The 21,976-nt window shown below is 71.8% G+C and carries 18 protein-coding genes; 8 read left to right on the forward strand and 10 right to left on the reverse strand.

What is annotated here, in order from left to right; translation table 11 throughout:
• Positions 1-57 precede the first annotated feature (57 nt).
• The 4 genes from ACFVT2_RS21860 to ACFVT2_RS21875 all read right to left on the reverse strand — a co-directional run bounded on the left by ACFVT2_RS21860 (position 58) and on the right by ACFVT2_RS21875 (position 4,729).
• Positions 58-186: a SapB/AmfS family lanthipeptide gene (locus ACFVT2_RS21860; protein WP_390020293.1), complete on the reverse strand. Its 129-nt coding sequence runs from the start codon at positions 184-186 to the stop codon at positions 58-60.
• A gap of 65 nt (positions 187-251) precedes the next feature.
• Positions 252-2,882, reverse strand: coding sequence for a class III lanthionine synthetase LanKC (lanKC, locus tag ACFVT2_RS21865; protein WP_390020296.1), 2,631 nt, complete (start codon positions 2,880-2,882; stop codon positions 252-254).
• Between the two features lie 264 nt (positions 2,883-3,146).
• Positions 3,147-3,836 (reverse strand): SDR family oxidoreductase, encoded by a 690-nt coding sequence (locus ACFVT2_RS21870; RefSeq protein WP_390020298.1) that lies wholly within the window; start codon positions 3,834-3,836, stop codon positions 3,147-3,149.
• On the reverse strand, positions 3,833-4,729 hold the full coding sequence (locus ACFVT2_RS21875; protein ID WP_390020300.1) for an NAD(P)H-binding protein: 897 nt from the start codon (positions 4,727-4,729) through the stop codon (positions 3,833-3,835). Before ACFVT2_RS21875 ends, ACFVT2_RS21870 begins: the two co-directional genes overlap by 4 nt.
• 67 nt (positions 4,730-4,796) lie before the next feature.
• On the opposite strand from ACFVT2_RS21875, the gene ACFVT2_RS21880 reads away from it, so the two are divergent.
• The 3 genes from ACFVT2_RS21880 to ACFVT2_RS21890 all read left to right on the forward strand — a co-directional run bounded on the left by ACFVT2_RS21880 (position 4,797) and on the right by ACFVT2_RS21890 (position 9,678).
• Entirely contained in the window at positions 4,797-5,606 is an 810-nt protein-coding gene (locus tag ACFVT2_RS21880; protein ID WP_390020302.1) for a LysR family transcriptional regulator, read from the forward strand.
• A gap of 141 nt (positions 5,607-5,747) precedes the next feature.
• Complete coding sequence (locus tag ACFVT2_RS21885) at positions 5,748-8,747, forward strand: amino acid adenylation domain-containing protein (RefSeq protein WP_390020305.1); 3,000 nt, start codon at positions 5,748-5,750, stop codon at positions 8,745-8,747.
• A gap of 151 nt (positions 8,748-8,898) precedes the next feature.
• Positions 8,899-9,678 (forward strand): aminotransferase class IV, encoded by a 780-nt coding sequence (locus ACFVT2_RS21890; protein WP_390020308.1) that lies wholly within the window; start codon positions 8,899-8,901, stop codon positions 9,676-9,678.
• 123 nt (positions 9,679-9,801) lie between these two features.
• On the opposite strand, the gene ACFVT2_RS21895 is transcribed toward ACFVT2_RS21890, so the two are convergent.
• Complete coding sequence (locus tag ACFVT2_RS21895; protein ID WP_390020310.1) at positions 9,802-10,506, reverse strand: DUF2470 domain-containing protein; 705 nt, start codon at positions 10,504-10,506, stop codon at positions 9,802-9,804.
• A gap of 124 nt (positions 10,507-10,630) precedes the next feature.
• Between ACFVT2_RS21895 and ACFVT2_RS21900 the strand changes: the two genes are divergently transcribed.
• Complete coding sequence (locus ACFVT2_RS21900; RefSeq protein WP_390020313.1) at positions 10,631-11,104, forward strand: GNAT family N-acetyltransferase; 474 nt, start codon at positions 10,631-10,633, stop codon at positions 11,102-11,104.
• Between the two features lie 99 nt (positions 11,105-11,203).
• Here the strand turns inward: ACFVT2_RS21900 and ACFVT2_RS21905 are convergent, their stop codons facing one another.
• On the reverse strand, positions 11,204-11,794 hold the full coding sequence (locus ACFVT2_RS21905) for an isochorismatase family protein (RefSeq protein WP_390020315.1): 591 nt from the start codon (positions 11,792-11,794) through the stop codon (positions 11,204-11,206).
• Positions 11,795-12,033: 239 nt separating this feature from the next.
• On the opposite strand from ACFVT2_RS21905, the gene ACFVT2_RS21910 reads away from it, so the two are divergent.
• A complete protein-coding gene (locus ACFVT2_RS21910; RefSeq protein WP_390020318.1) occupies positions 12,034-13,023 on the forward strand; it encodes a GlxA family transcriptional regulator in 990 nt (329 codons plus the stop codon).
• A 153-nt stretch (positions 13,024-13,176) separates the two neighbouring features.
• On the opposite strand, the gene ACFVT2_RS21915 is transcribed toward ACFVT2_RS21910, so the two are convergent.
• The 3 genes from ACFVT2_RS21915 to ACFVT2_RS21925 all read right to left on the reverse strand — a co-directional run bounded on the left by ACFVT2_RS21915 (position 13,177) and on the right by ACFVT2_RS21925 (position 16,906).
• Positions 13,177-13,986 (reverse strand): SDR family NAD(P)-dependent oxidoreductase, encoded by an 810-nt coding sequence (locus tag ACFVT2_RS21915; protein WP_390020321.1) that lies wholly within the window; start codon positions 13,984-13,986, stop codon positions 13,177-13,179.
• 65 nt (positions 13,987-14,051) lie between these two features.
• On the reverse strand, positions 14,052-15,386 hold the full coding sequence (locus tag ACFVT2_RS21920) for a cytochrome P450 (RefSeq protein ID WP_390020323.1): 1,335 nt from the start codon (positions 15,384-15,386) through the stop codon (positions 14,052-14,054).
• Positions 15,383-16,906: a prenyltransferase/squalene oxidase repeat-containing protein gene (locus ACFVT2_RS21925; protein WP_390020325.1), complete on the reverse strand. Its 1,524-nt coding sequence runs from the start codon at positions 16,904-16,906 to the stop codon at positions 15,383-15,385. Before ACFVT2_RS21925 ends, ACFVT2_RS21920 begins: the two co-directional genes overlap by 4 nt.
• 335 nt (positions 16,907-17,241) lie before the next feature.
• Here ACFVT2_RS21925 and ACFVT2_RS21930 point away from each other — a divergent pair, with 335 nt between their 5' ends.
• The 3 genes from ACFVT2_RS21930 (at position 17,242) to ACFVT2_RS21940 (ending at position 21,228) form a co-directional block, all read left to right on the forward strand.
• On the forward strand, positions 17,242-18,822 hold the full coding sequence (locus ACFVT2_RS21930) for a DUF4334 domain-containing protein (protein WP_390020479.1): 1,581 nt from the start codon (positions 17,242-17,244) through the stop codon (positions 18,820-18,822).
• A gap of 430 nt (positions 18,823-19,252) precedes the next feature.
• Positions 19,253-19,390 (forward strand): hypothetical protein, encoded by a 138-nt coding sequence (locus ACFVT2_RS21935; RefSeq protein ID WP_390020327.1) that lies wholly within the window; start codon positions 19,253-19,255, stop codon positions 19,388-19,390.
• 923 nt (positions 19,391-20,313) lie between these two features.
• Positions 20,314-21,228: a PE-PPE domain-containing protein gene (locus ACFVT2_RS21940; RefSeq protein ID WP_390020330.1), complete on the forward strand. Its 915-nt coding sequence runs from the start codon at positions 20,314-20,316 to the stop codon at positions 21,226-21,228.
• Positions 21,229-21,232: 4 nt separating this feature from the next.
• On the opposite strand, the gene ACFVT2_RS21945 is transcribed toward ACFVT2_RS21940, so the two are convergent.
• Positions 21,233-21,895: a TetR/AcrR family transcriptional regulator gene (locus ACFVT2_RS21945; RefSeq protein ID WP_390020333.1), complete on the reverse strand. Its 663-nt coding sequence runs from the start codon at positions 21,893-21,895 to the stop codon at positions 21,233-21,235.
• Between the last annotated feature and the right edge of the window lie 81 nt (positions 21,896-21,976).

A 21,976-nucleotide genomic window follows, 5' to 3' on the forward strand; every position in this document is an offset into this window, starting at 1 on the left:
TCCGTCGGGCGGGCGGTCACCCCGGGGCGTTCGCTGCCGCCCCGGGGTGACCGGAGGTCACTTACAGGTGGTCACGCTCAGACTGCTGTCGCCGCAGAGCAGCAGGCTCGCGCGGCTGCCGGTGTGCAGCTCGTCCGTGCTCTCGGGCTCGGGGGTCTGGAGGGTCTGGAGGTCGAGAAGGGACATCGGGTTTCCTTTCGTGATGGGACGGGAGTGCCTTCCGGAACGGTCCCGGGTGACCGGGACCGGCTTCAGGGCCGCCGCAGCGGCGGGAGGAAGGGCAGCTGCACGGGTGCGTCGTGCAGGGCGCTGCCCAGGGCGAGCAGGCATCCGGCGGTGCCGGTGCTCAGGTCCATGGAGAGGCGCATCATCTGCTCCCCGGCGAAGGCCAGATGGCCCTGGTAGGGGACGGCGCCCCAGGAGAGCGAGTCGATCTGCCGGCCGAGATCGGCCCGTTCGGTGCCGGGGCCGGTGGCGGTGGTGCGGCTGAGGTACAGCACCATTCCCGCCGCGCCCCGGAACAGGCCCGGTTGGGCGTAGAACCTGGCCTGCGCGGCCCGGACGATCTCGCTCCGCGCCCGGGCGAACTCCTCGTCCGGGCGGTGCGCGAGGTAGTCGTCGAGGACCATGCCGATGCCCACGCTGCCGGCGCCGAGGTACGGCATGGTGCGCCAGCCCTCGTCGACCTGGAGGGTGCCGCCGGCGCTGCGCACGCAGTGGGCGAGGTCGTGGCGCAGGGCGTCGGCGGCCAGGTCCAGGAGGGCCGCGTCGCCGGTCCGCTCGCTCAGCCGCAGGCACAGCAGCGCGACGCCGGTGGCGCCGTGCAGCAGTCCTGTGCGAGGCACCGGGGCCGCTCCGCCGGCGGTGGAGTGGGCGGCCGGGAGCCGGTGGACGGCGAGTTCCGCGCAGTGCAACGCCCGCTCGTGCAGGCCGCGTTCGCCGGTGGACGCGGCCAGTTGGTCGAGTGCCAGGCCCAGGCCGGCCAGTCCTCCGTGCAGGTCCGGGGCGAGCGCCTGCCACGGCTGCTCGGCGATGAGGTCGACCAGGTCCAGGGCCGGCTCGCGGTGGCCGAGTCGGTCGAGTACCCACGCCACCCCGGACAGGCCGTCGTAGAAGCCGAGCGGGCTGCCCGACGCCGGGCTCTTCATGCGCCGCAGCAGCCACTCCTCCCCCGCCGGGAAGGGCTGGGCCCCGGTCGCGGCCAGGGCGTACAGCACGCCCGCCGCCCCGTAGGCGACGCATGTCCCACCGCCCGCGAGGGCGAACTGGGCGATGTCGCCGGGGAAGAGCCGGTCCTCGCGCTCCGGGGTGGCCGAGGCCAGCAGGGCGCGGACCATGGAGTCCCGACTGCGCGGCCAGTCGTCGAGGCGGACCGGGAGGTAGGCGTCCGGTGCGCTCGGTGGTGCGGCGCTCGACGCGTCCCGGTCGGCGGTCGTCCGGCGCGCCACCGGTGGCCGCCGGCCGCGGGTGAGGTCCGCGACCGCCGCCGCCAGGAACTCGGGCGGCACCGGGAACTGTTCGGCGGCGATCCGGGCCAGATGCGCGGACTTTCCCGGGTCCAGGGCGCACAGGCTGGTCAGCGGCAGGAAGAGGGCCAGCCGCAGACAGGCCAGGGCGTAGCGGTCGACGTCCGGGCCCCGGCGGTCGGCGGGCGCCACGAAGCCGGGGTTGGCGATGGTCTGGCGGCTTTCCGGGTCGTCGACGGAGGCCGCCTCGAAGTCCAGCAGGACCACGGACGACTCGTCCTCGGAGAGCATGATGTTGAACAGGTGGAGGTCGTTGAAGACGACTCCGCGGGCGTGGATCGCCTCGACCGCCTCCGTCACCATGCGGTGCACGCGCAGCGCCCATGCGGTGTAGTCGGCCAGTCGCTCGGGGCCGGGGTCGTTCTCGATCAGGGGGTGGCGGCGGGCGAAGAAGGTGTTGAGGGGGCGGCCCTCGATGTACTCCAGTGCCAGGAAGGTGTGCTCGCCGAGCGTGAACCAGTCGAGGACCTCGGGTGCGCAGTCCAGGCCGGACAGTCGTTGCAGTGCGTCGCGCTCCCGCGCCAACCGGGCGACCGCGTCCGCCTCGTCCGCGGCCAGACCGGCGTGCGGACGCGCCTCCTTGAGCACCACGCGCCGCTGGGTGCGCCGGTCGAGGGCGACGTAGACGCCGCCGCCGTTGGAGAAGTGCAGGGCCCGTTCGATCGTGTACGGCAGGTCGGCGACGGTGGTGGCGTTGCGGGCGGCCAGGTGCGGTGCGAGGAAGTCCGGGAGCGGAACCCACTCGGGGAGTCGGAAGGCGGGTTCCCGGAGATCGGGGACCAGCTTTCCCCGGGCGTCCTCGATCGCCGGCCGCCGGTCGCCGTGCTCGTCGTGGCAGTACCGCTCGGTGAAGGCGCCGTAGCGGACGTGGACCGGGCCGGCGCCCCAGCGCAGGTCGCTGAGGATGTAGGGGCCCGGCTCACCGGCGAGCAGTGCGGACAGCTCCTCGGCGAGCACCCGGCACTCCTCCGCGTCGGCGGGGTACACGGTCAGGAACTTGCCGCTGGCTCCGCGGTCCGCGTACTTGGCGTTGCGCATGTGCAGCAGGTAGCGGCTCGGTAGGCATTTGAAGGCCACCGAGCGCGGGACGCAGTGGTCCCAGACGGCGGCCAGCACCCGTTCCGCGTTGTCCAGGCAGGCCGAGACGTGGATCTTCCAGCCCTGGACGGGCAGTTCGCGGTGGAGCGGCCGGAACGCCAGCCAGTCGCCCGAGCGGTGGCGCTGCCAGCCGTCCGGCAGCTCCCGGCTCAACACCGGGTACGGCGCGGTGCGTCCGGCGGGATCGCCGGCGACGCGGTGCGGAGCGTCGTAGAACTGCCGGTCGGCATCGCAGAAGACCGCGTACCCCTTGTTCATCGCACTCCCCTCGGGCGGTGTCACCAGTCACGCTGTCACGCCGGTGAAGGGTGAAACAGTCATGACTGTCATGGGGAGGGCGTGCAGAATGCATGTTTCTGGTGAAGGCGTGCGGCCCTTGGAAGGGTGCGGCGCGCCCGTTGCCCCGGTACTGGAGGGGCAACGGGCGCGCGGAGCTTGTGCCGCTCCGCCTGGCCGCCGGCCTCGGGCACGGAGTGGTGGGCTGCGCTCGTCTCCTGGCCGGGGATGTCACGCCGACGGCTGCTACCAGGGCACGGGCTGGTCCTGGTAGTTGAGGTATTGCAGACCCGGTTCGCCGCCGTGGCGGTCGATCGTGTCCACCACGCCCGGGATGGACTGGTCGATGGTCAACGGTGCGGTCGGTCCGCCGAGTTCGGTGCGGACATGGCCGGGGCAGATGAGCAGCAGGGTGTGTGCGGCGTCGGCGTACCGGGCGGCGTAGCTGCGCATCAGCTGGTTCAGGGCGGACTTGCTGGCGCGGTAGACGTCCTGACCGCCGTTGGTGTTCAAGCTGAGGCTGCCTTGGCGCGAGGACATGACGCCGATGGTCCCGGTGGGCGCGACCAGCGGGCGGAGCGACTCGACCACGCGCATCGGGCCGAGCGCGTTGGTGACCATGACCTCGACGAACATCTCCGTCGGGACCTCGCCGACGGGGATATCGCCCCGCGCGATGCCGGCGTTGACGAACAGCAGGTCGAGGGTGCGGTCCGCCAGGCGTTCGCGCAGCGCGGCGATCTCCTCCGGTTTCGTCATGTCCAGCGACTCGACGGTGACGCGACCGCCGGACGCGTCGGCCAGGTCGTGGAGGCCGGTGCGCCGATCGCCCCGGACGGTCCCGATGACGTCCCAACCGCGGTGCGCGTACTCGGTGGCCAGGCCGAGCCCGAGGGCCCGGGAGGCGCCGACGATGAGGACGGTGCCGGCGCTCATGCCTGGACCGCCGGCTTGAGGACCTGCTCGCACCACTCGCGGAAGGTCGTCGGGCTCGCGGTCCGCGGGGTGCGCGGCACCCCGTCGTCGAGGCCGTCGTCCTTGGCCCGCATCATGTCGAGGTAGCCCTGTGCGAGTGCGTCCTCCATGCCGCGTCCGGCGAGTGCGGTGCGGAACGCGTCCAGGGTCTGCCGTTCGTAGCGGATGGGGCGGCCGAGCGCGTCGGACATGGTGCGCGCCAGGTCGTTGGGCGAGAGGTCCTCGGGGCCCAGCACCGGGACCTCGCCCGTCCCGGTCCACGAGCGGTCGAGCAGCAGGCCGGCGGCAGCCGCGGCGATGTCGCGGGTGGCGGCCCTCGGTGCCTTGCGGTCGGCGGCGACGGTTTCGGTGAACACGCCGTGGTCGCGGATCGAGGCCACCTGCCGCAGCAGGTTGTCGAAGAACGTCGGGTTGGCGAGCGCCCGGTAGGCCACGCCCGTGCCGGCGATGAGGTCGTCCATGGCCAGTGACGCGGTCACGTGTCCGGCGCGGCCGGCGACGGGGGTGCCGCGGCCGAGCGCCGAGACGCCGACGACGTGTCCGACTCCGTGGGTCGTGAACGCCTTCGCGGCGGCGCGGGTGAAACCGGAGTACATGGCGTCCAGGCTCGGTACCTGTGTGTGCGACGGAACCAACCAGAAGACGGCGTCCGCGCCGGCGAAGGCCCGGTCGACGGTCTCGGCGTCGTCGTGCGAGCCGGTGACGACGTCGACGCGGGCGCGGACCGCTTCGGGGAGTTTCCCGGGGTCACGCACGATGACGCGCAGTTCTTCGCCGCGCGTGCGCGGTTCGTCGAGGAGGATCTCCAGGAGCCGGCTGCCGATCTGGCCGGTCGGAGTGGTGATGACGATCATGCTTCGAGTCTCGGGGCGGCCATCTGCGGCGTCCAATACCCTTCCCGACAATTGATACCTTCAGGGCATGGATCTCGATCTGCGCAAGCTCCGCTACTTCGCCACGGTGGCCGAGCACCGGCACTTCGGCCGGGCGGCGGAACAGCTCTACATCGCCCAGCCGGTACTCAGCCGTCAAATCAGGTCCTTCGAGCGGGAGTTGGGGTGCACCCTGCTCGTTCGGACCACCCGCAGCGTGGAACTGACCGCCGCCGGAAAACAGCTCTACGAGGAGGCCCAGCAGATCCTCCCGTCGGCCGCCGCGGCGGTCCGGCGCGTGCACGACGCCGATCAGGGCGTCCAACGGCTCGTGGTCGCGTTCTCCCCCGGGCTCCATGTGTCGGATGCGATCCGGGCGTACGCGACGCGCCACCCGGACGTCGAGACCGACGTCGTCCCGGCACGCTGGTGGGAGCCGGACCGGCCGCTCCGCGACGGCCGTGCCCAAGTCGGCTATCTGCGGCGGACGTTTGACATCTCCGGGTTGCGCACCATTCCCATCGGCCACGAACCCAGGGTCGCCTGCATGCCCGTGGCGCACCCGCTGGCGGCTCGTCAGGAACTCACCTCCGCAGACCTCGACGGTGAGCAGATGCTCGACGTAGCAAAACGGCGGACGTCGTCGCTTGAGGAGAAGTTCGAGCTCATCGCCTCCGGGCACGGCATCGCGCTCATCCCGCAGAGCGTCGCGCGGTCCTACTCCCGCCCCGACCTCGCCTATCTCCCCGTCACGGACGCCCCGGGGTACGAGACCTGCCTGGCCGTTGCCGCGGACCGGCGCGAGAAGCCGCTGCGCGACTTCCTGGAGATCGCCACCGCGACCCTGCGGCACACCTGACCGGCCAACGCGCGAGGCCACGGCCAGCGCCGGCACTGGCCCGCACGCCCGCGGGCCTCTGCCAGACGGCGTCGCACGCTCTAGGGATTTGCGTAGTGCCGGGTGCAGTTCGATGCGGGGATGATGTCAAAACCAGCCAACATGGCGGACTCCGACCGATTCGCCAGAACAGTGGTCCCCTTCGAGCACTGGTACCTGGGGTTCCCCGCCGCGCTGTCGCCGGTGCTCAACCTCGTCGTCGAGGGCACCGGCCGGATCGCGGCCGCGGATCTCCACCGGGCGGTCGATGCGGCCGCGGCGTCCTGCCCCGGCGCCCGGCTGGCCCGCCACGGCTCCCGCTGGTCGGACAGTGGTCAGCCGCCGCCGGTCCGGTTCGCGGCCGGCACGGTGTTGGACCGCACCACCCTCAACGACGTCGCGGAACTGCGGCGGCCCCTGCCGGTGCGCGGCGCGTACTGCGAAGTCGTGCTGTTCGACGGGGAGTTCCCGGCCGTCGTCTTCCGCGCCTCGCACGCGGTGATGGATGCGCGCGGGCTGCGACTGTGGGCGCTGGACGTCTTCCGGGCACTGCGCGGCGAGGCGCCGGAGGGTGCGCTGTCGGTGACGACCGTGGCCGATCTGGACGACCCTCTGATCGCCCAGGCGGACGCCAGGAACCAGGACTTCGTCCTCCCGTCGCTGCTGGGCGTGCCTGCGGACGCGCGGTTCGGCGGCTACCGCTGGTGGCGGCGCTCGATCGACGGCACCTTTCCGGCGGTGGCCGCGCGACTGGCCACCGAACTGGCCCGACTGTCGGGGCAGGAGACGGTGCCGGTGAGCATTCCGGTGGACCTGCGGCCGTTCCACCCGAAGGTGCGGTCCACGTCCAATTTCGCGGTCACCGTCTCGCTCCAGGTCACTCCGGACAAGGGGTGGGAGGCCACCCAGCAGCAGCTGCTGACGGTGCTGGCCGAACGCCGGGGCACCGTGCGCGCGCCGGGGCCGGAGGTGCTGAAGGTGCCGCTCGGGCTGCTGCGCATGGCGGTGCGCGGGGTGGACCGCAAAGCGCGCCGGACGGATCGTTTCTCCTCGCTGGCCGGGGTGAACAGTCTGGGCAGGACCTCCCCCGACGCGTTCGCCACCGACGACTTCGAGCCGGACGCGGTCTATCTGCTCTGCCCGCGCGAGCCGGCGAGCCCGTTGGGACTGAACGTCGTGGAGTCCGAAGGGCGTACCGAGCTGACCCTGGCTTGGTGGCCGGGCGAAGAGGCCGCGGCCCGGGCGGAGCAGCTGCTCGACGCGCTCTGCGAGACGCTGTCGCCCGCCGCCCACCGGGAGCAGGCCACGCTCCTGCCGCCGGCCCCGGCTGACCGGGGTGCCGGGCCCGCGGACCGGACGGTGGTCGAGCTGTTCCGGGACCAGGTGCGGTCCCGGCCCGACGCCGTGGCGATCAGCGGCCCCGAAGGCGAGGTGAGTTACGCGGAACTCGACCGCCGGGCACGGGTGATCGCCGCGGAGCTGCGGGCCCGCGGCATCGGCCGGGACACGGTCGTCGGACTGTGCACGGACCGTTCGGTGGCCGCGGTCACCGGGGCCTGGGGGGCGCTGCTGGCCGGCGCCGCCTACCTCCCGATGGACACCAAGCACCCGGACGGGCGGATCCGCGCCCTGCTCCAGGACGCGCGGGCGCCGCTGTGCCTGACCCAACACCCGCACGACGGGCGGGACTTCCTGCCCGACGGCTGCGAACAGCTGGTGCTGGACGACCTGTCGTACGCGTCCGATCCCGACGCACCGCCGACGCCGCCCGCGCCGTCGGACCTGGCGTACGTGGTGTACACCTCCGGCTCGACCGGCCGGCCCAAGGGCGTCGACATCGAGCACCGCAGCCTGAGCAACTACGCGGACTGGGCGGTGCGCGAGCACGGCATCGGTCCGAACACCCGGCTCCCCCTGCTGTGTTCGCTCTCCTTCGACGTCGCGCAGATCTCCCTGGTCCTGCCGTTCCTGGTCGGCGGCACGCTGCTGCTCATGCGCGACGAGCTCGACCACCTGTCGTTGCAGGAGGTGATCGACGCCGGTGCGACCGCACTCGCGCTGACGCCGTCGCACCTCGACCTGATCACCCGGTTGGGGCTGCGCCCCGGCGCGGTCGGCACGCTGATGGTGATCGGGGAGCAGTTCACCCGGGCCCTCGCACTACGGGCCCGCGAGCTCTTCGGCCCGGAATGCCGCATCATCAACCTCTACGGGCCGGCGGAGGCGACCATCGGGGTCAGCCACCACGTCTTCGACGCCGAACGGGACACCGGTGCGAACGTGCCGATCGGGCTGCCGCAGGACGGGGTTTCGCTGTTCCTGCTCGACGCGGAGCGTCGTTTCGTCGCCCCGGGCGAGACGGGCGAGCTCCATATCGGCGGCGTGCAGCTCGCCCGCGGCTACCGCGGACGCCCGGACCTGACCCGGCAGCGGTTCGTGCGCCTGGCCGACGGCACCCGCGTCTACCGCACCGGAGACCTGGCGCGCCGGCTGCCGTCGGGCGCGGTGGAGTGCTGCGGGCGCGTCGACGACCAGGTCAAGGTGCGCGGACACCGCATCGAACCGTCGGAGATCGCGTTCACGCTGGAGACACACCCGGCGGTCGCCGCCGCGGTCGTAGTCCCCCGCACCCCGCCCGGCCGGACCGACCGGGCGTTGTGCGGCTACGTCGTGCTGCGGCCCGGCGTCCCCCCGGTCGAGATGCCGGAGCTGGCGACCCATCTCCTCGAACGCCTGCCGTCGTACATGGTGCCCGCCGCCATGTTGGCGGTCGCGGAGATCCCACGCACCGTGAACGGCAAGGTCGCGGTGTCGGCGCTGCCCGATCCGTTCGCCGACGCGGAGGCGCCCGGTGACGCGACACCGCTCAGCGACACCGAGGCGGCCGTCGCGAAGATCTGGGCGCGGGTGCTGGGCACCGATCCGAACGGGGTGGGTCCGGCCAGCGACTTCCACCAGTTGGGCGGGGACTCGCTGGCGATGATCGCCATGGTCGCGCAGGTGGCCGGCGAGATCGTCGGGGCCGCGGGAGCCGAGGCGTTCACCCGCCGGGCGCCCGACTTCCTCGCGCAGCCGACCCTGACACGCGTTGCCAAGCTCGCCGAGACGGTCCGCACGGCCTGACGGGCCCGGGATCCGTCTCCGCCAGACCGGACGGACGGTGCGGGTGCGGCGGAGGCCCCGGGACGGCACGCGCCGCCCGGGCCCGCATCGCGCCCGCGCAGCCCACGCCCATCGGCGCCTGCGCCACCTGCGGCGATGTCAGACTGAGTCGATGGACTACCTCAACGGTGAACCGGTCGGTGTCGATGAGCTCAAGGCACTGGCGCTCACCAATTTCGGGCACTTCACCACGCTGCGCATCGACGACGGGCGCGTCAAGGGGCTGTCCCTGCACCTCGACCGCCTGGACGCCGACTGCCGGACCGTGTTCGACGTCGCGCTGGACCACGAGCGCGTGCGGTCCCTCATCCGGCAGGCAGTGGGCGGGCGGACGGGTTCGCTGGCCGTGCGGGTGACCGTGTTCGATCCCGGTCTGGGGGTGGCGCGGCCCGGGGCCGACGCCGAACCGCACCTCCTGGTCACCTGCCGACCCGTGGGGGACGCGTCGTCACCGCTGCGGGTCACGACGGTCGCGTACCAGCGGGACATGCCCGAGGTGAAACACGTCGGGCTCTTCGGGCAGTTGGCCGCCCGGCGGACCGCCCAACGGGCCGGCTTCGACGACGCGCTGTTCACCGAACCGGACACCGCCTTCGTGGCCGAAGGGGCGACGTGGAACGTCGGTTTCATCGACGCCCGGGAACGCGTCGTCTGGCCGGCGGCCAGGGTGCTGCCGGGGGTGACCATGCGCCTGCTCCAAGCAGCGCATCCGTGGGAGCGGCGTGCCGTGGCCCTCGCGGAACTCCCGGAGATGCGCGCCGCGTTCGCCACCAACGCCGCGATCGGCGTCCGGGCCCTCGCCACGGTCGACGACGTACCCCTGGACCCGGAGCACCGGATGCTCGACGTGCTGCGGCGACGTTATCTGGACGTCTCCGACGACCGCCTCTGAAGCCTCTATGGGGTGGCGGTCGATCTAGCTGAGCAGCACGGGACCGAAAACGTCGGGCGGCGGCGCACGGCGGCGGGCCGGCGCTCGCGCGGACGGCGGCCAGGCGCGGCGCCTCCCCGCGGGTCAGGTCAGCAGGTGACGGGTGTGCGAGAGGCGGCGCGCCGTTGCCGCGAGGGCGTGGATCCGGGGGCCGGCCTGGTCGACGTGGGTGAGCGGTGTGGTGAAGGGCAGCCGGACGTCGTGGTGGCGGTGCGCGTATTCGAGGCGCAGGGTCAGGCCGTAGCGGTCCATCCGCACCGGGAGCACGCGCAGCACGCCGCCTTCCGGTAGCGGACGGACCAGGCGCAGCAGCAGCGGGACGAGTTCGGCGTGGTGGTCGACGAGGTGGGTCAGCAGGCCCGCCTCGCTCGTCGCCACGGGGTCGGGTTCCGCGGCCTCCAGGGCTTCGAGGGTGACGTAGGCGCGCCCCTCGAAGTCTTCGAGGACCGCTTGGCCGAATTCCATGCAGGCGCCCTTCGTGGACTCCGGGTTGTACGGGGCGGCCAGCAGTCCGGCCACCGTGACGCGGGCCCGCAGGCGGTCGCGCACGGACGTGGGCGCGATATCGGTGAGTTCCAGCCGGACCGGGACGCGCCCGACCGCCTGGCCACGGTCCCCCTGACAGGGCGCGTGCAGGTGGAAGTGGCCCATCGCGCCGGCGCCGTCGAGCCGCCGCAGTTCGGTGTGCAGCCCGTCGCTCACCACCGTCATGGAGTGGGCGGCGGCCAGGATCGAGCGGACACGCTCGGCGGCGGTCGGTGTACTAGCGCGAGCACTGAAAAAACGCATCCGGGTTCTCCAGGGGCAACCAGGGAGGGCTACTTAGGTTTGCCTAACCTAACTTACACCTCGAACCCCTGAATGCGGAGGAACCCCCAGGCGGACGCGCACCCCTCCGCGGTAGCTTCCTGCAATGACTCCTGACGGAAAGACCGCGATCCGACGCGCGGACGCGGCGGATGCGGCCGCGGTCGCCCGCATCCACCTGGCCTCCCGGGCGGCGACCATGCCGTACCTGCCTCCGCAGAAGCGCAGCCATGACCAAGTGACCCAGTGGATCCGGGACCTGGTGTTGACGCAGTACCGGACGTGGGTCGCGGTGCGCGGCACGGAGATCGTCGGCTACGCCGCCGCCGAGAGCGGCATGCTCCACGACCTCTACCTACGTCCGGACGTCCTGCGCCAGGGCATCGGGACGCTGCTCCTGGACGAGGTCAAGCGGGACAGCCCCGGCGAGGTGTCGCTGTACGTCTTCCAGCAGAACACCGGTGCGCGGGCGTTCTACGAACGGCACGGATTCACGGTGGTCGACACCAACGACGGCAGCCGCAACATGGAGGCGCTGCCCGACATGACCCTGCGCTGGCGGGCGGACGGCGCGCGGTAGGCCACGTCGGTTCGGCGCGCCGGCGCGGGGGCGAGGGCCCACCGCGCCGGCGCAAGGTTTGAGCGGTCCCCGTTGCCGCCTCACCCGCGGGGCCGACGCTCAGCTCAACGATGCGGCCGACGGGACGACGACCCCGTAGAGGTCGGTGATCGTGGCGAGGGCGCTGTGGTGGATCTGGTCGGCGGGCTGTTCGGCGACCGCCGTCCGCAGCGGCCGGGTCGCGCAGGCATCGGCGACCACGGTGGGCCGGTTGCCGCGCAGGAAGGCACCCTGCGCGGTGAAGGTCACGCACATGTGGGTCATGAATCCGACGACGATGACGTCCTTGTTGCCGGCGGCGTCGACGTGCTCACCCAGGTCGGTGCCGACGAACGAATCGGGAGCGCCCTTCACGACGACGTGCTCACCGTCAAGGGGCGCCACACTGGGGTGGATCTGACCGATTTCGACTCGGATGTCGAACGCGGACCCCTCCCCGCTGTCGTGAATGACGTGGATGACCTTCGCGCCGGCCGCCCGGGCGTCGGCCAGCAGTGCGGCGGCGGCGTCCAGGGCGGGCCGCCACCCCGTCAGCTCCATCACGCCGCGGGTGTAGGTGTTCTGGTAGTCGACCAGGATCAGGGTCGCGTCGGCCAGCGACGCCGGAGTCTGGTCGAGGCCGTTGAGTTCGCGCAGGGTCGTCGTAGGCATGGAAGTGCCCCCTCGGGCTGTATGTCGAATCGTCAGGGCCATCACGCGGTGGCCGTCACCCACGCTAGAAGGCACCGCACATGTCGGCAATGACATGTAACCTGCAGATACGGACATCCACGAGGCGTCGCGCCTCCCCCGCGCACCACACACCACGCACCTCGCCCCGCGCGGCACGCGCCCCGCATCGCCGTAACCATCACCATCACCATCGCCGTCGCCGGCCGGATGGAGCCCCTTTGAGCAGCATCGAACGGTTCATCGTCATCGTCCTCTTCGACGGCGTCGACCTGCTGGACGTCACCGGCCCGCCGGAGGTGTTCGCCCTGCTGCAACGCGAGTTGGACGACGCGGCGGGGTACCGCGTCGTGCTGGCCGCCGAAACCATGGACCCCGTCACCACCTTTGCCGGCGTCCGCGTCCTCCCCGACACCACCTTCCACGAGGTGGCCAAGAGAAGCATCGACACCCTGATGGTTCCGGGTTCGGTCGAGGTCGACAGCGAACGCCGCATCCGTGCCCTCGCCGACCCCACCGTGGTCAACTGGGTGAAGACGCTCGCCGGCCGGACACGGCGCATCGCCTCCGTCTGCGTCGGAGCGCACATCCTCGCCGCCGCCGGACTCCTCGACGGCAGGCGCGCCACCACTCACTGGTCGACCGCGCAGCAACTCGCCGCCGAAAACCCGTCGATCGAGGTCGACGCCGATCCCATCTTCATCCGTGACCGCGAGGTGTGGACCGGCGCGGGCATCAGCGCCTGCCTCGATCTGTCGCTCGCCCTGGTGGCCGACGACTTCGGCGAGGCCGCCGCCCTGCGCGTCGCCCGGCAGCTCGTGATGTATCTCAAACGCCCCAGTGGACAGAGCCAGTTCAGCGTCCCGATGGAACCCGTCTCGACCACCCGACGCATGGACGAGCTCCGGCACTACATCACGCGCAATATCGCCGAAAGCCTCACCGTCGCCACTCTCGCCACACACGCCCGGGTGAGCGAACGACAGCTGACCCGCATCTTCAAGACCGAACTCGGTATGACCCCCGCCACCTACATCGAGGCGGCCCGGGTGGAAGTGGCCCGCAACCAGCTGGAATCCACGGACGACACCCTCGAACGCATCGCGTCCACCTGCGGATTCAACACGACCGACACCCTCGTACGCGCATTCCGCCGGAAGCTCAACACGACACCGACGGAATATCGGAATCGCTTCCGGTCGTCCGTCTAGCGGGATGCGGCGATCCGGAACCGTCCGCCCCTGACCTGTCCACCTCGGAGCCGTCCGCCCTGGACCCGCTGCCGCAGGGCATCCGGATCCAGTGCCGCAGGGGATCCGGTGCTCCGGTACTCCAGCGCTCTCCCGTTCCGCCGTTCCGGTCGGCTACTTGGCCAGGTAGCCGCCGTCCACCACATGGTCGCTGCCCGTCAGGTACGAGGCGTCGTCGGACACCAGGTACGCGATGAGCGCGGCGACTTCGGCCGGCTGGGCGGTGCGCCCCAGGGGGACGGCGGAGAGCAGACCATCGGTGGCCCGGGGCGGCAGTGCGGCGACCATGGGGGTGTCGACGATGCCCGGCGATACGGACAGCACCCGGATTCCGTGGTCGGCGTACTCACGCGCCGCGGTCCGGGTCAGGGCGAGAACCCCCTGCTTGGCGGCGGCGTAGGCGGCGTGGTGGCGGAAGCCCGAATGTGCCGCGATGGAGGCGAGGTTGACGATGACGCCGCCAGTGGAGTCCATGGCGGGCAGCTGAGCGCGCATCGCGTGGAAGACGCCGTACAGGTTCACCTTCATCACGGTGTCGAAGTCGGCGGGCGAGAGGTCTGCCAGGGGGCTGAGCTGCCCGTTGATTCCGGCGCTGTTGACCGCGATCCGCAGGCCGTCGCGCAGGGTGGCGGCGTCCGCGACGACCCGGGCGACGCCGTCCGGGTCGGTGACGTCGATCCGGCGGGGCAGGGCCGTACCACCGGCCTCGACGATCTGCCCGGCCACCCGGGTCGCACCGTCCTCGTCGAGGTCCGCGACCACCACCACCGCGCCCTCCGCGGCCAGGCGCGCCGCACACGCCGCGCCGATCCCGGAGGCGCCGCCGGTCACCAGGGCAACCCGGTCCCGTAGTCGGCCTGACCGATGGAGGGGCTGCGGGAAGGGCTGCGCCGCGTCGTCGGAGGGCGGGGCGGGTGTGGGCATCTGCGGCTCCTGCCGAGAGGAAGAGGGCCAGCGGGTGGCGGCGGGGACGGTGCGGCGGTGTGGAGTCAGGAGGGGCGGGCCTGCGCGGTCAGCGGCAGTCGGTCCGGGCGCAGAACGGTGCCGACCAGGGGCCGTACGGGCGTGGAACCGGCCGGTGCCAGGCGCCGGTGGGCCGTGAACGCGGCCACCGCCAGCGTCAGTTCGGCCCAGGCATAGTCCTCGCCGATGCACAGTCGACTGCCCGCGCCGAACGGCAGGAAGGTGTGACGCGGTGCCTTCGCGGCGGCGTCGGCCGGCCAGCGGTCGGGGTCGAAACGCTCGGGGTCCTCGTAGAGTTGCGGATCGCGGTGCAGGGCGTACGGGCTGAAGAACACCTCGTCGCCCGGGGCGAGCGGTACGCCGCCGAGCGTGACCGGCCGCACCGCGCGGCGCATCAGCAGCCAGGACGGCGGGTACAGCCGCAGCACCTCGGTCAGCACCTGCCGCATGTGGACGAGCGCGGGCAGGTCCTCGAAACGGGGCGGTCGCCCGTCGAGGACGGTGTCGAGTTCGTCGTGGATCCGCCGTTGTACGTCGGGACGGCGGGAGATCTCGTGCAGCGCCCATGCCATGGACGCGCTGACGGTGCCGGTCCCGGCCAGGAAGAGGGTGATCAGTTCGTCGGTCACTTCGGCGTCGGTCAGCGCGCCCTCCGGGCCGCCCGCGAGCAGGAGCATCGACAGCAGATCGCCGCGGTCGCGCCCGTCGGCGCGGTAGCTCTCGATGATCCGCAGCTGGACGTCGACCAACCGTTGCAGCGGACCGGCGTCCGGCGGCCGCCACCCCGGTAGCAGCGGGAGGCGTTCGGCCCAGGCGTGCAGCGGGGACAGGGCCAGGCGCATCGAGTGGTACTTGACGGACAGCCAGTCCTTGACGGCGGCTTTCAAGGCCGGGTCCTGCGGCTCCGCGAAGAGGGTGCGCAGCAGGACGTCGAGGGTCAGGCGGTGGATCTCCGGCACCAGATCGCGCGTGGTGCCGGGCTCCCAGCCGTCGGCCCGGGACCGGGACCGTTCGGACATGATCCGCGCGTAGCGGGCGATCCGCTCGTGGTGGAAGGCGGGCTGCACCAGCCTGCGGTGCCGGAGGTGACGGTCGCCGGCGGCGGTGATCAGCCCGTCGCCGAGCGGGACGCGCAGGGCGTCGAACATCGCACCCTTGTCGAAGGAACGGGCCTGAACCGTCAGCAACTCCCTGATGTTTTCAGAGGAGTTGACGACATGAACCGGTCGCGGGCCGATGTAGATCTTCGTCACCGGGCCGTGGTGCCGCAGCTCGCAGAGGAAACGCAGCGCGTCACGGTGCAGCAAGGGGGCGTGCCCCACCAGCGGCACCCGGCCCGGGGCGACGACGGCCCTCCTCATGCCGCTCCTCCACATGCCCCAGCGGTGGCGCGGAGGCGACGCAGGCCGGCGAGGAGGCCATCGGCGGCGAGCGCATGATTCTGGGTGGGATAGTGCGTCAGGAGCGGGCGCGGGCCGTACATGAGCGGCACGCCCGGCCACGTACCGTCAGCACGCTGGGTGTCCACGAGGTAATCGAGTCCCGGAAGCCAGTACGCGTCGTCGAGGACGCCGCCGCGATCCAGGGCGGCGAGCGCGATCCCGGTGGCGACAGGTGTGCTGGGGCCGCCCGCCTCGACGGGCCAACCACCGTCGGGATTACGGGTTTCGGCCAGCGCCCAGGCAGCGGGGTGGCCGCCCTCGTGGGCTGTCGCGTCGAGCGCCGGCAGCACCTCGGCGGTGGCATAGGCCGGGCCCCGGTACCAAGCGGCGCGCCAACGCTCCTGTTCGGCGAAGCGCTTGGCGAGCCAGTCGCGCGCCGTGGCCAGCGGTATCCGGTGACGGCCGGAGTGGCGGTCCAAAGCGGTGACGACATGGGCGATCACGTCGTCCACCGGAGGGTCACCGGCGGACTGCCAGGTCCGCCAGAGCCCGTCGGGCGTTTGCTGCCTGGCCAGGTGACGCAGGCCGGCCCGGATCGTCGTGCCGGGCGCGCCGCTCGCACCGCTCAGGGCGATCAGAGCGGCCGCGGTGGTGTCGTTGTCGGACTCGACGCCCGAGCGGTACGGCCATCCGCCGTCCGGGTTCTGTGCCGCGACCAGGAACGCCACGGCGGCCGGCAGCCCGCGGCGATCGAAGGCCGCGGCACCGCGGAAGACCCGCACGGTCAGCGCGGTGTCCCAGACATCGGTGGTGACGAAGCGCCAGGTCCCGTCGGGAAGTTGACCGGCGAGCAGGTGCTCGGCGCAGCGCCGGGTGGCTGCGGTGCCGGGGGCGGCTGCCTGGAGCGCGAGCGCCGCGAGTGCGGTGGTGACCGGGTTGGCGAAGAAGTCGCCTGACGGTGATTGCTGGTCGGCGATCATCCGGGCGGTGCGCCGGGCGGACATCTGGTCGCCGAAGTGGATCTCCACCAGGGCGTGGGCGGACCAGAGTTCCACCTGTGTCCAGCGCTTGAGCCGGTTCGGGGCTGCGACGGCGGCGGCCAGCCGTGTGCGCAGAGCGGTGGGTTCGGGGCCGCCACGGGTCGATCGGGCGGTGTGCAGGGCGACGGCCTGGAGGAGCCTGGCGCGGGCCGAAAAGGCCCGGTCCGTGAAGGCGGGGTGGCTGACGTCGACGGCCTCACCGGTGTCCAGGGCCAGGGAGAGCAGCGCGGTCTCCATCGCGTGGGCCACCGGATGGTGGTGCTGCGGGGCGGCGCCGGCGGCGAGCCACGCCCTGCCCCGCTCGGCGGCACGGGCGGCGCCGGGGATCGGTGAGCGCGCCAGGGCCAGCGTGCACAGTGCGGTCTCGGTGATGCGGGGGTCGGGGGCGGCGAGCCAGGAGCCGTTGTCCCGTTGGGTGGTGAGGAGGTGCCGGGTGGCGAGGGCGGAGGCGCGGTTCACGCGGGGTAGGAGGGTCGGCGATAAGTGCGCGTCCGGTATGGCGGGTTCAGCACGTCCGTTTGACATCGGGCCCCTGCTTCTCCTGATTTCGCTTCGGCTTCTCCGGGTTCCGCTTCAGCTGGCCCCGGCCCCGCCGGTCCCGCCGATCCCACCGGTCCCATCGTCGCCTCCGCTGCGGACGCTGCATACGCTGCGGACGCATGAGTCACCGGCGGGCCGAACGTAGATCGACGGGCCGGACGTAGCCTGACGGCGTGGACACTTCGCGACCTGCCTGCCACCCTCCCCGAGAGATCGTTTCCATAGCGGACACATGCTCCGCCGCATTGCAGAACATGCCGCGGCTGGAGATCTGGCTCAAAGGGCTCGGGCTGCCCGTGAGCACCGCGCTCGTCCCCCTGATGTGCCTTCAAACGGCGTTCTTCACCCCGTGGCTGCCTTCGGAGACCTGCTATCAGATCTCCCGGCTCACGCTCTGGCTGATGGCGATCGACAACGTCCTGGACGCACCGGAGGCACCAGACGCACCGGTGGCGTCAGGTGAACCGGAGACGTCAGAGGCACCGGAGGCGTCAGGCGAACCGGAGACGCCGAAGGCACCACGGACACCATACGAACCGGATCCGCCGAGCGGACCTCAGGACCGGGAAGAGCCGGGTGACGGGGCGGAGCCAGGCGACGGGGACGCAGCGGATGTCCGGAATGCATCGGACTCCGCCGGCCCGGACCCGACGGATTCCCGCGTCCGGACCTGGCACCGGGTCCTCGCCGGGAGCGAGAACGGCAGCGACAGCACCGATCCGATGGCGCGCGCACTGGCGGAGATCGCCGAGGGCCTGCACCACGGCGGTCGACCCGAACTCATCGCCCTCTGGCGGAAAAGCATGCACCAGACCCTGACGGGCATGGACCGCGAACGCGCGGCGGCGCGGACCGCGGCCGCCGGTGGCGGGGCACCCCGACTGACGGATTATCTGGAGCACGGCGCCTGGACCATCGGCGTAGAACAGCAGGTCACCGCCCTGTGGGCGCTCATGGACGAGCCGGGTCTGGCCCGGCGCCTCCCCGTGCTGCTCGGCGCGCTGCGCCAGGCCGCGATCGCGATCCGGCTGCTCAACGATCTCCGCGGCCACCACCGGGAACGGCACGAGGGGAAGGTCGACGCACTCGCCATCGGGCTGAGCGAACCGGAGGCGTACGAACGGGCCGAGGCGGCGCTCGGCGCCTGCCGGCGGGCCCTGGCTCCGCTCACCGCGGCCGGGTATGGTTCCGCGGTGGCGTTGGAGCGGGTGGTGCTCTGGCATGCGCGGATGTACCACCGTTTCGACCCCGTACGGCCCGGCCGGGCGGTCGCCGCTCCCCTGCCGGGTGGTCCGGACAGCGCCGCGCACACCCGGCACACCCCGTTCGTCCACCGGCCGAAGGAGGCCCCGCCCATGGACATCGAGCAGGAAGTCCTGGACGTCATCGCGTCCGGAGGGGAGTACGACAGCACGAAGCTGGCCGAACTCTTCGACCGGCTCGAACCGGTCGACACCGCCCTCCTCATCGGCACCTGGCAGGGCGGCGGGTTCGAGCGGACCAGCGAGAACGCCGCGCTGCTGGCGCAGATGCGGTGGTACGGCAAGCGGTTCGTCGATGCCGATCACGTCGAGCCGCTGCTGTGCCGTGACGAGCAGGGGACGGTCTTCTCGTTCGAGGAGATGGGCCTCGCGACGTTGCGCGGGGTGGACTTCCGCGGCAAGCAGTCCACGGCGATGGTCTACGACCAGTTGCCCATCATCGACCACTTCCGTCGGCTCACCGACGACGTCCTGCTGTGCGTGATGGACAAGAAGGGGGCGCCGGCGGACTTCTTCTTCCACCTCACCCGCGTACCCCGGCCGGTGCCCCAACCACCCGGCGACGGCGGGTGACCAGCCACGCTCCGCGGTTCTGCGCACCGGACGACTCACCACGCCCGCCCGGCCGGGCGACCAGTACAAGTCCACGCGGACGGTGGCCGGGTCAGGCCAACGGGATGAGGCGCGGGTCGAGTTCAAGGAGTTCGTTGTTGGTGCGGTAGCGGCCGGGGCGAAGCGGAGTACGGCGTCGCGCACGAGGACCGGGTCGGCGTCGAGGTGCTTGAGGGTGCCGACGGAGACATAACCCAGTGCTTCGAGACCGCCGTTGCCCGCCCGGCTCGGCAGGTGTAACACCGGTACACCGGCCCGTAGTCGCACCACCACGATGTTCTCGAAGGTCTGCTTGGAATCCTCGCTCGCCAGCTCGGCGCGATGGAGAAGCCCGACGTACGCGACGTCCTCCCAAGGGATGTCGGTGCGGGCCCGGGAGACCGCCTCAAAGGTGACCGAGAGCCCCGCGGCATCCACCGTCAGGCGGGGGCGACCGGCCGGGATCGAGGCGACGCCGGTGAGCGACAGCATGATCACGGTGGCGTACGGCGCGGCGGGCCCGACCGCCAACGGCACCCACAGGGCGTAGGTGATCGGGGCAATGGCCAGCAACGACGTCCAGGCGAACAGCCGTGCAGAGGCCCTGACCCAGTGCCTGACCGGTGGTCGGCCGAAGACGGCCGCCGGCGGGACGGCGGTTCCGGGCGCCCCGGCCGACTCCTGGTCCGTCGGCCCGGGGCCACGGACCAGCGTGAGGTCACCGGCCACGTTCACCGCCTGACGTTGGGGACAGGGCAGGCCGCGGTTGGCCAACTCGGCGTCGACGGTGGCGTGGATCTCATCGAGCGTGAGCGGCTCCGGGGCGGCCAGCGCGCGCAGCAGCGCACCGGTGAACGTGGTGTGCGGCTCGCCGGCCGGGGCGAACGACGGCGCCGGACATGGTGGGCGGTTCGCCGTCGCCCACCACACGGCAGTGCGGCGGCGCGAGCAGCCCGCGCTCCGGGGTGGTCAACGCGGCGCGGAGTCCGGCGAGGTTCTCCCGCACGGCGGGTATCGAAGTCAGCTCGGATGACCGGTACTCAGCGGTCCCGAACAGCACGGCGCGCGACGCGGTGCCGTCCGGGCACCAGACGTCACGCATCGACCGACGCCCCGGACCGCGCCACGCCCGCGAGGGCCCTCGGATCGGCCGACCCCGGCGCGCACCGAACTACCCCATGCCCGGCATCCTCCCAGAGGGCCCCGAAAATTTCCGCCCCGCCCGACACCGCACGACATTCACAAACAGAGTCCATCCGTCGGCGCACCGCGACCAGGGGCCAGCAGCGGTTTCCGCAGGTTCGACTCCCCGGCAGACCGCCCCGGCGCACTCCGCACCGCCACGACACGCCCCTCACGCACACCGTACTTTCACGAACATCCCTGTTCGCAGAAGCTCGCCCAGCGCTACCTTTGGCGTCGCACTGGGCCGGAACTCCCGTTCCACCCAAGCCCATTCGAGACGAGGTGCACATGCGAAAGGCACGATCGTTCCTCGCATTACTTGCCGCGCTGCCCGTCCTGGGGCTGAGCATGCCGCAAGCCGTGGCCGCCCCACAGGCACAGCCCCGGGCCGACTGCCCGAACACCATGATCTTCGAGGTGGGCGGTCACCTCGATCCCGATGCGGGGGTCTACGACCCCAGTAACGCCAAGCTTCCCGAGGGCGTCGCCTTCACGAAGATCCACTACTCGGCGTCGATCGCCCCGTATCCGGGCGACACCGTGTCGTTGGACGACTCCGTGGCCGAGGGCATCGGCAAACTCGACTCCGCGGTAAAGGAGTTCCACGGCGCCTGCGGGGCCAGTCACGTCACCATCGCCGGCTACTCGCAGGGCGCCATCGTCGCCGGCGACGAGCTGGCCGCCCTCTCCGGCAGCGACGTCGTCCCGCACAACCAGATCAACGGCGTGCTCTACGGCGATCCCCGGCGTCCCGGTGCGGACGGCGGCCCGGGCGGCGTCGAGACCAACCTGCCGACGATCCTGCCGGGCATGACCATGAAGGGGCCGCGCGGCTTCGGCGACCTGACGGTCAAGGAGATCTGCAACACCAACGACGGCATCTGCTACTCCGAGAACGTGATCACGAACCTGGCGTGCTTCGCCAACGGCGTGGTCGGTTACTTGACCGGTGACCACGGCTACCCCATCGACCCGCACGCCGTCTCCGGCGGGGGCGACCAACTCAACCGTCAGGCACCGAGGATTCCGATCTGCGGCCCGGGGTTGCCGATCCCGAGCAAGACACCCCACGAGCTGTTCAAGGGCAACCTCACCGAGGGCCGGCAGCAGGTGGCCGGCTACCGCTCGCTGGTGACACCACTGCTTCCCGCCAACCTCCGGAACCAGTTGGGGAACGTCGCCTGGCTCCCCGTGGCCGGCTAACCGCTCAACCCAGCAGCCGAACGGCGAGACGGACGAGCGGATCCTCCAACCCGCGGATGCCCTGCACGTCGTCCGCGACCAGATGCACCGTCACCAGGTGTGCCGCGGCCGCGACCAGGGCCTCGCAGTCGAAGCGCCGCTCGTCCGCACCGCCCTCCGCGCCCACCCGGAAGATCTCGGCGATGGCGTCCGCGAACCGTCGCTGCCACGCCATGCGCCGGGCCATCGCCTCGGGCCCGGCGGCGTACACCTCGACCAGGAACAGCCGCGCAAAGGCGGACCGTTCGGTGAGGGTGTGCAGATAGAGGCGCAGCAGTCGGCGGAAGGTTTCCTCCGGCGCGACCGGCCGGGTCGCCTCCGGGGAGCCGTCCGCCGACTGCCAGGCCGTCTCCAGCAGGCCCGCCAGTTGGTGCGTGGCGGCGTCGAGGGCCTGGACGAAGCAGTCCTCCTTGGACCGGAACTGCTGGTAGAACGTCTCCCGCGACACCCCGGCGCGCCGGATGACCTCGGCGACCGAAGTCCCCACGTACCCCTTGTCCTTCATCGCCTCCGCGAGCGCGGTCAGCATCCGCAGCCGCTGCGACGCCACCACCTCCGCGCGGCTGAGGTGGTGCCGACCGTTGGGCAGCGGCCCGGGCCGCGCAGCGTTCCGCCGGGACTCGGCCACTCGTTCCTCCACGTAGCGTCTGATCGGGCCCACGGCGCCGGCCGGTGACCGCCGCGGCCACCCCTCTGATGGTGCCCGACC

It is taken from the genome of Streptomyces sp. NPDC058000 (assembly GCF_042886435.1).
Taxonomy (GTDB): domain Bacteria; phylum Actinomycetota; class Actinomycetes; order Streptomycetales; family Streptomycetaceae; genus Streptomyces.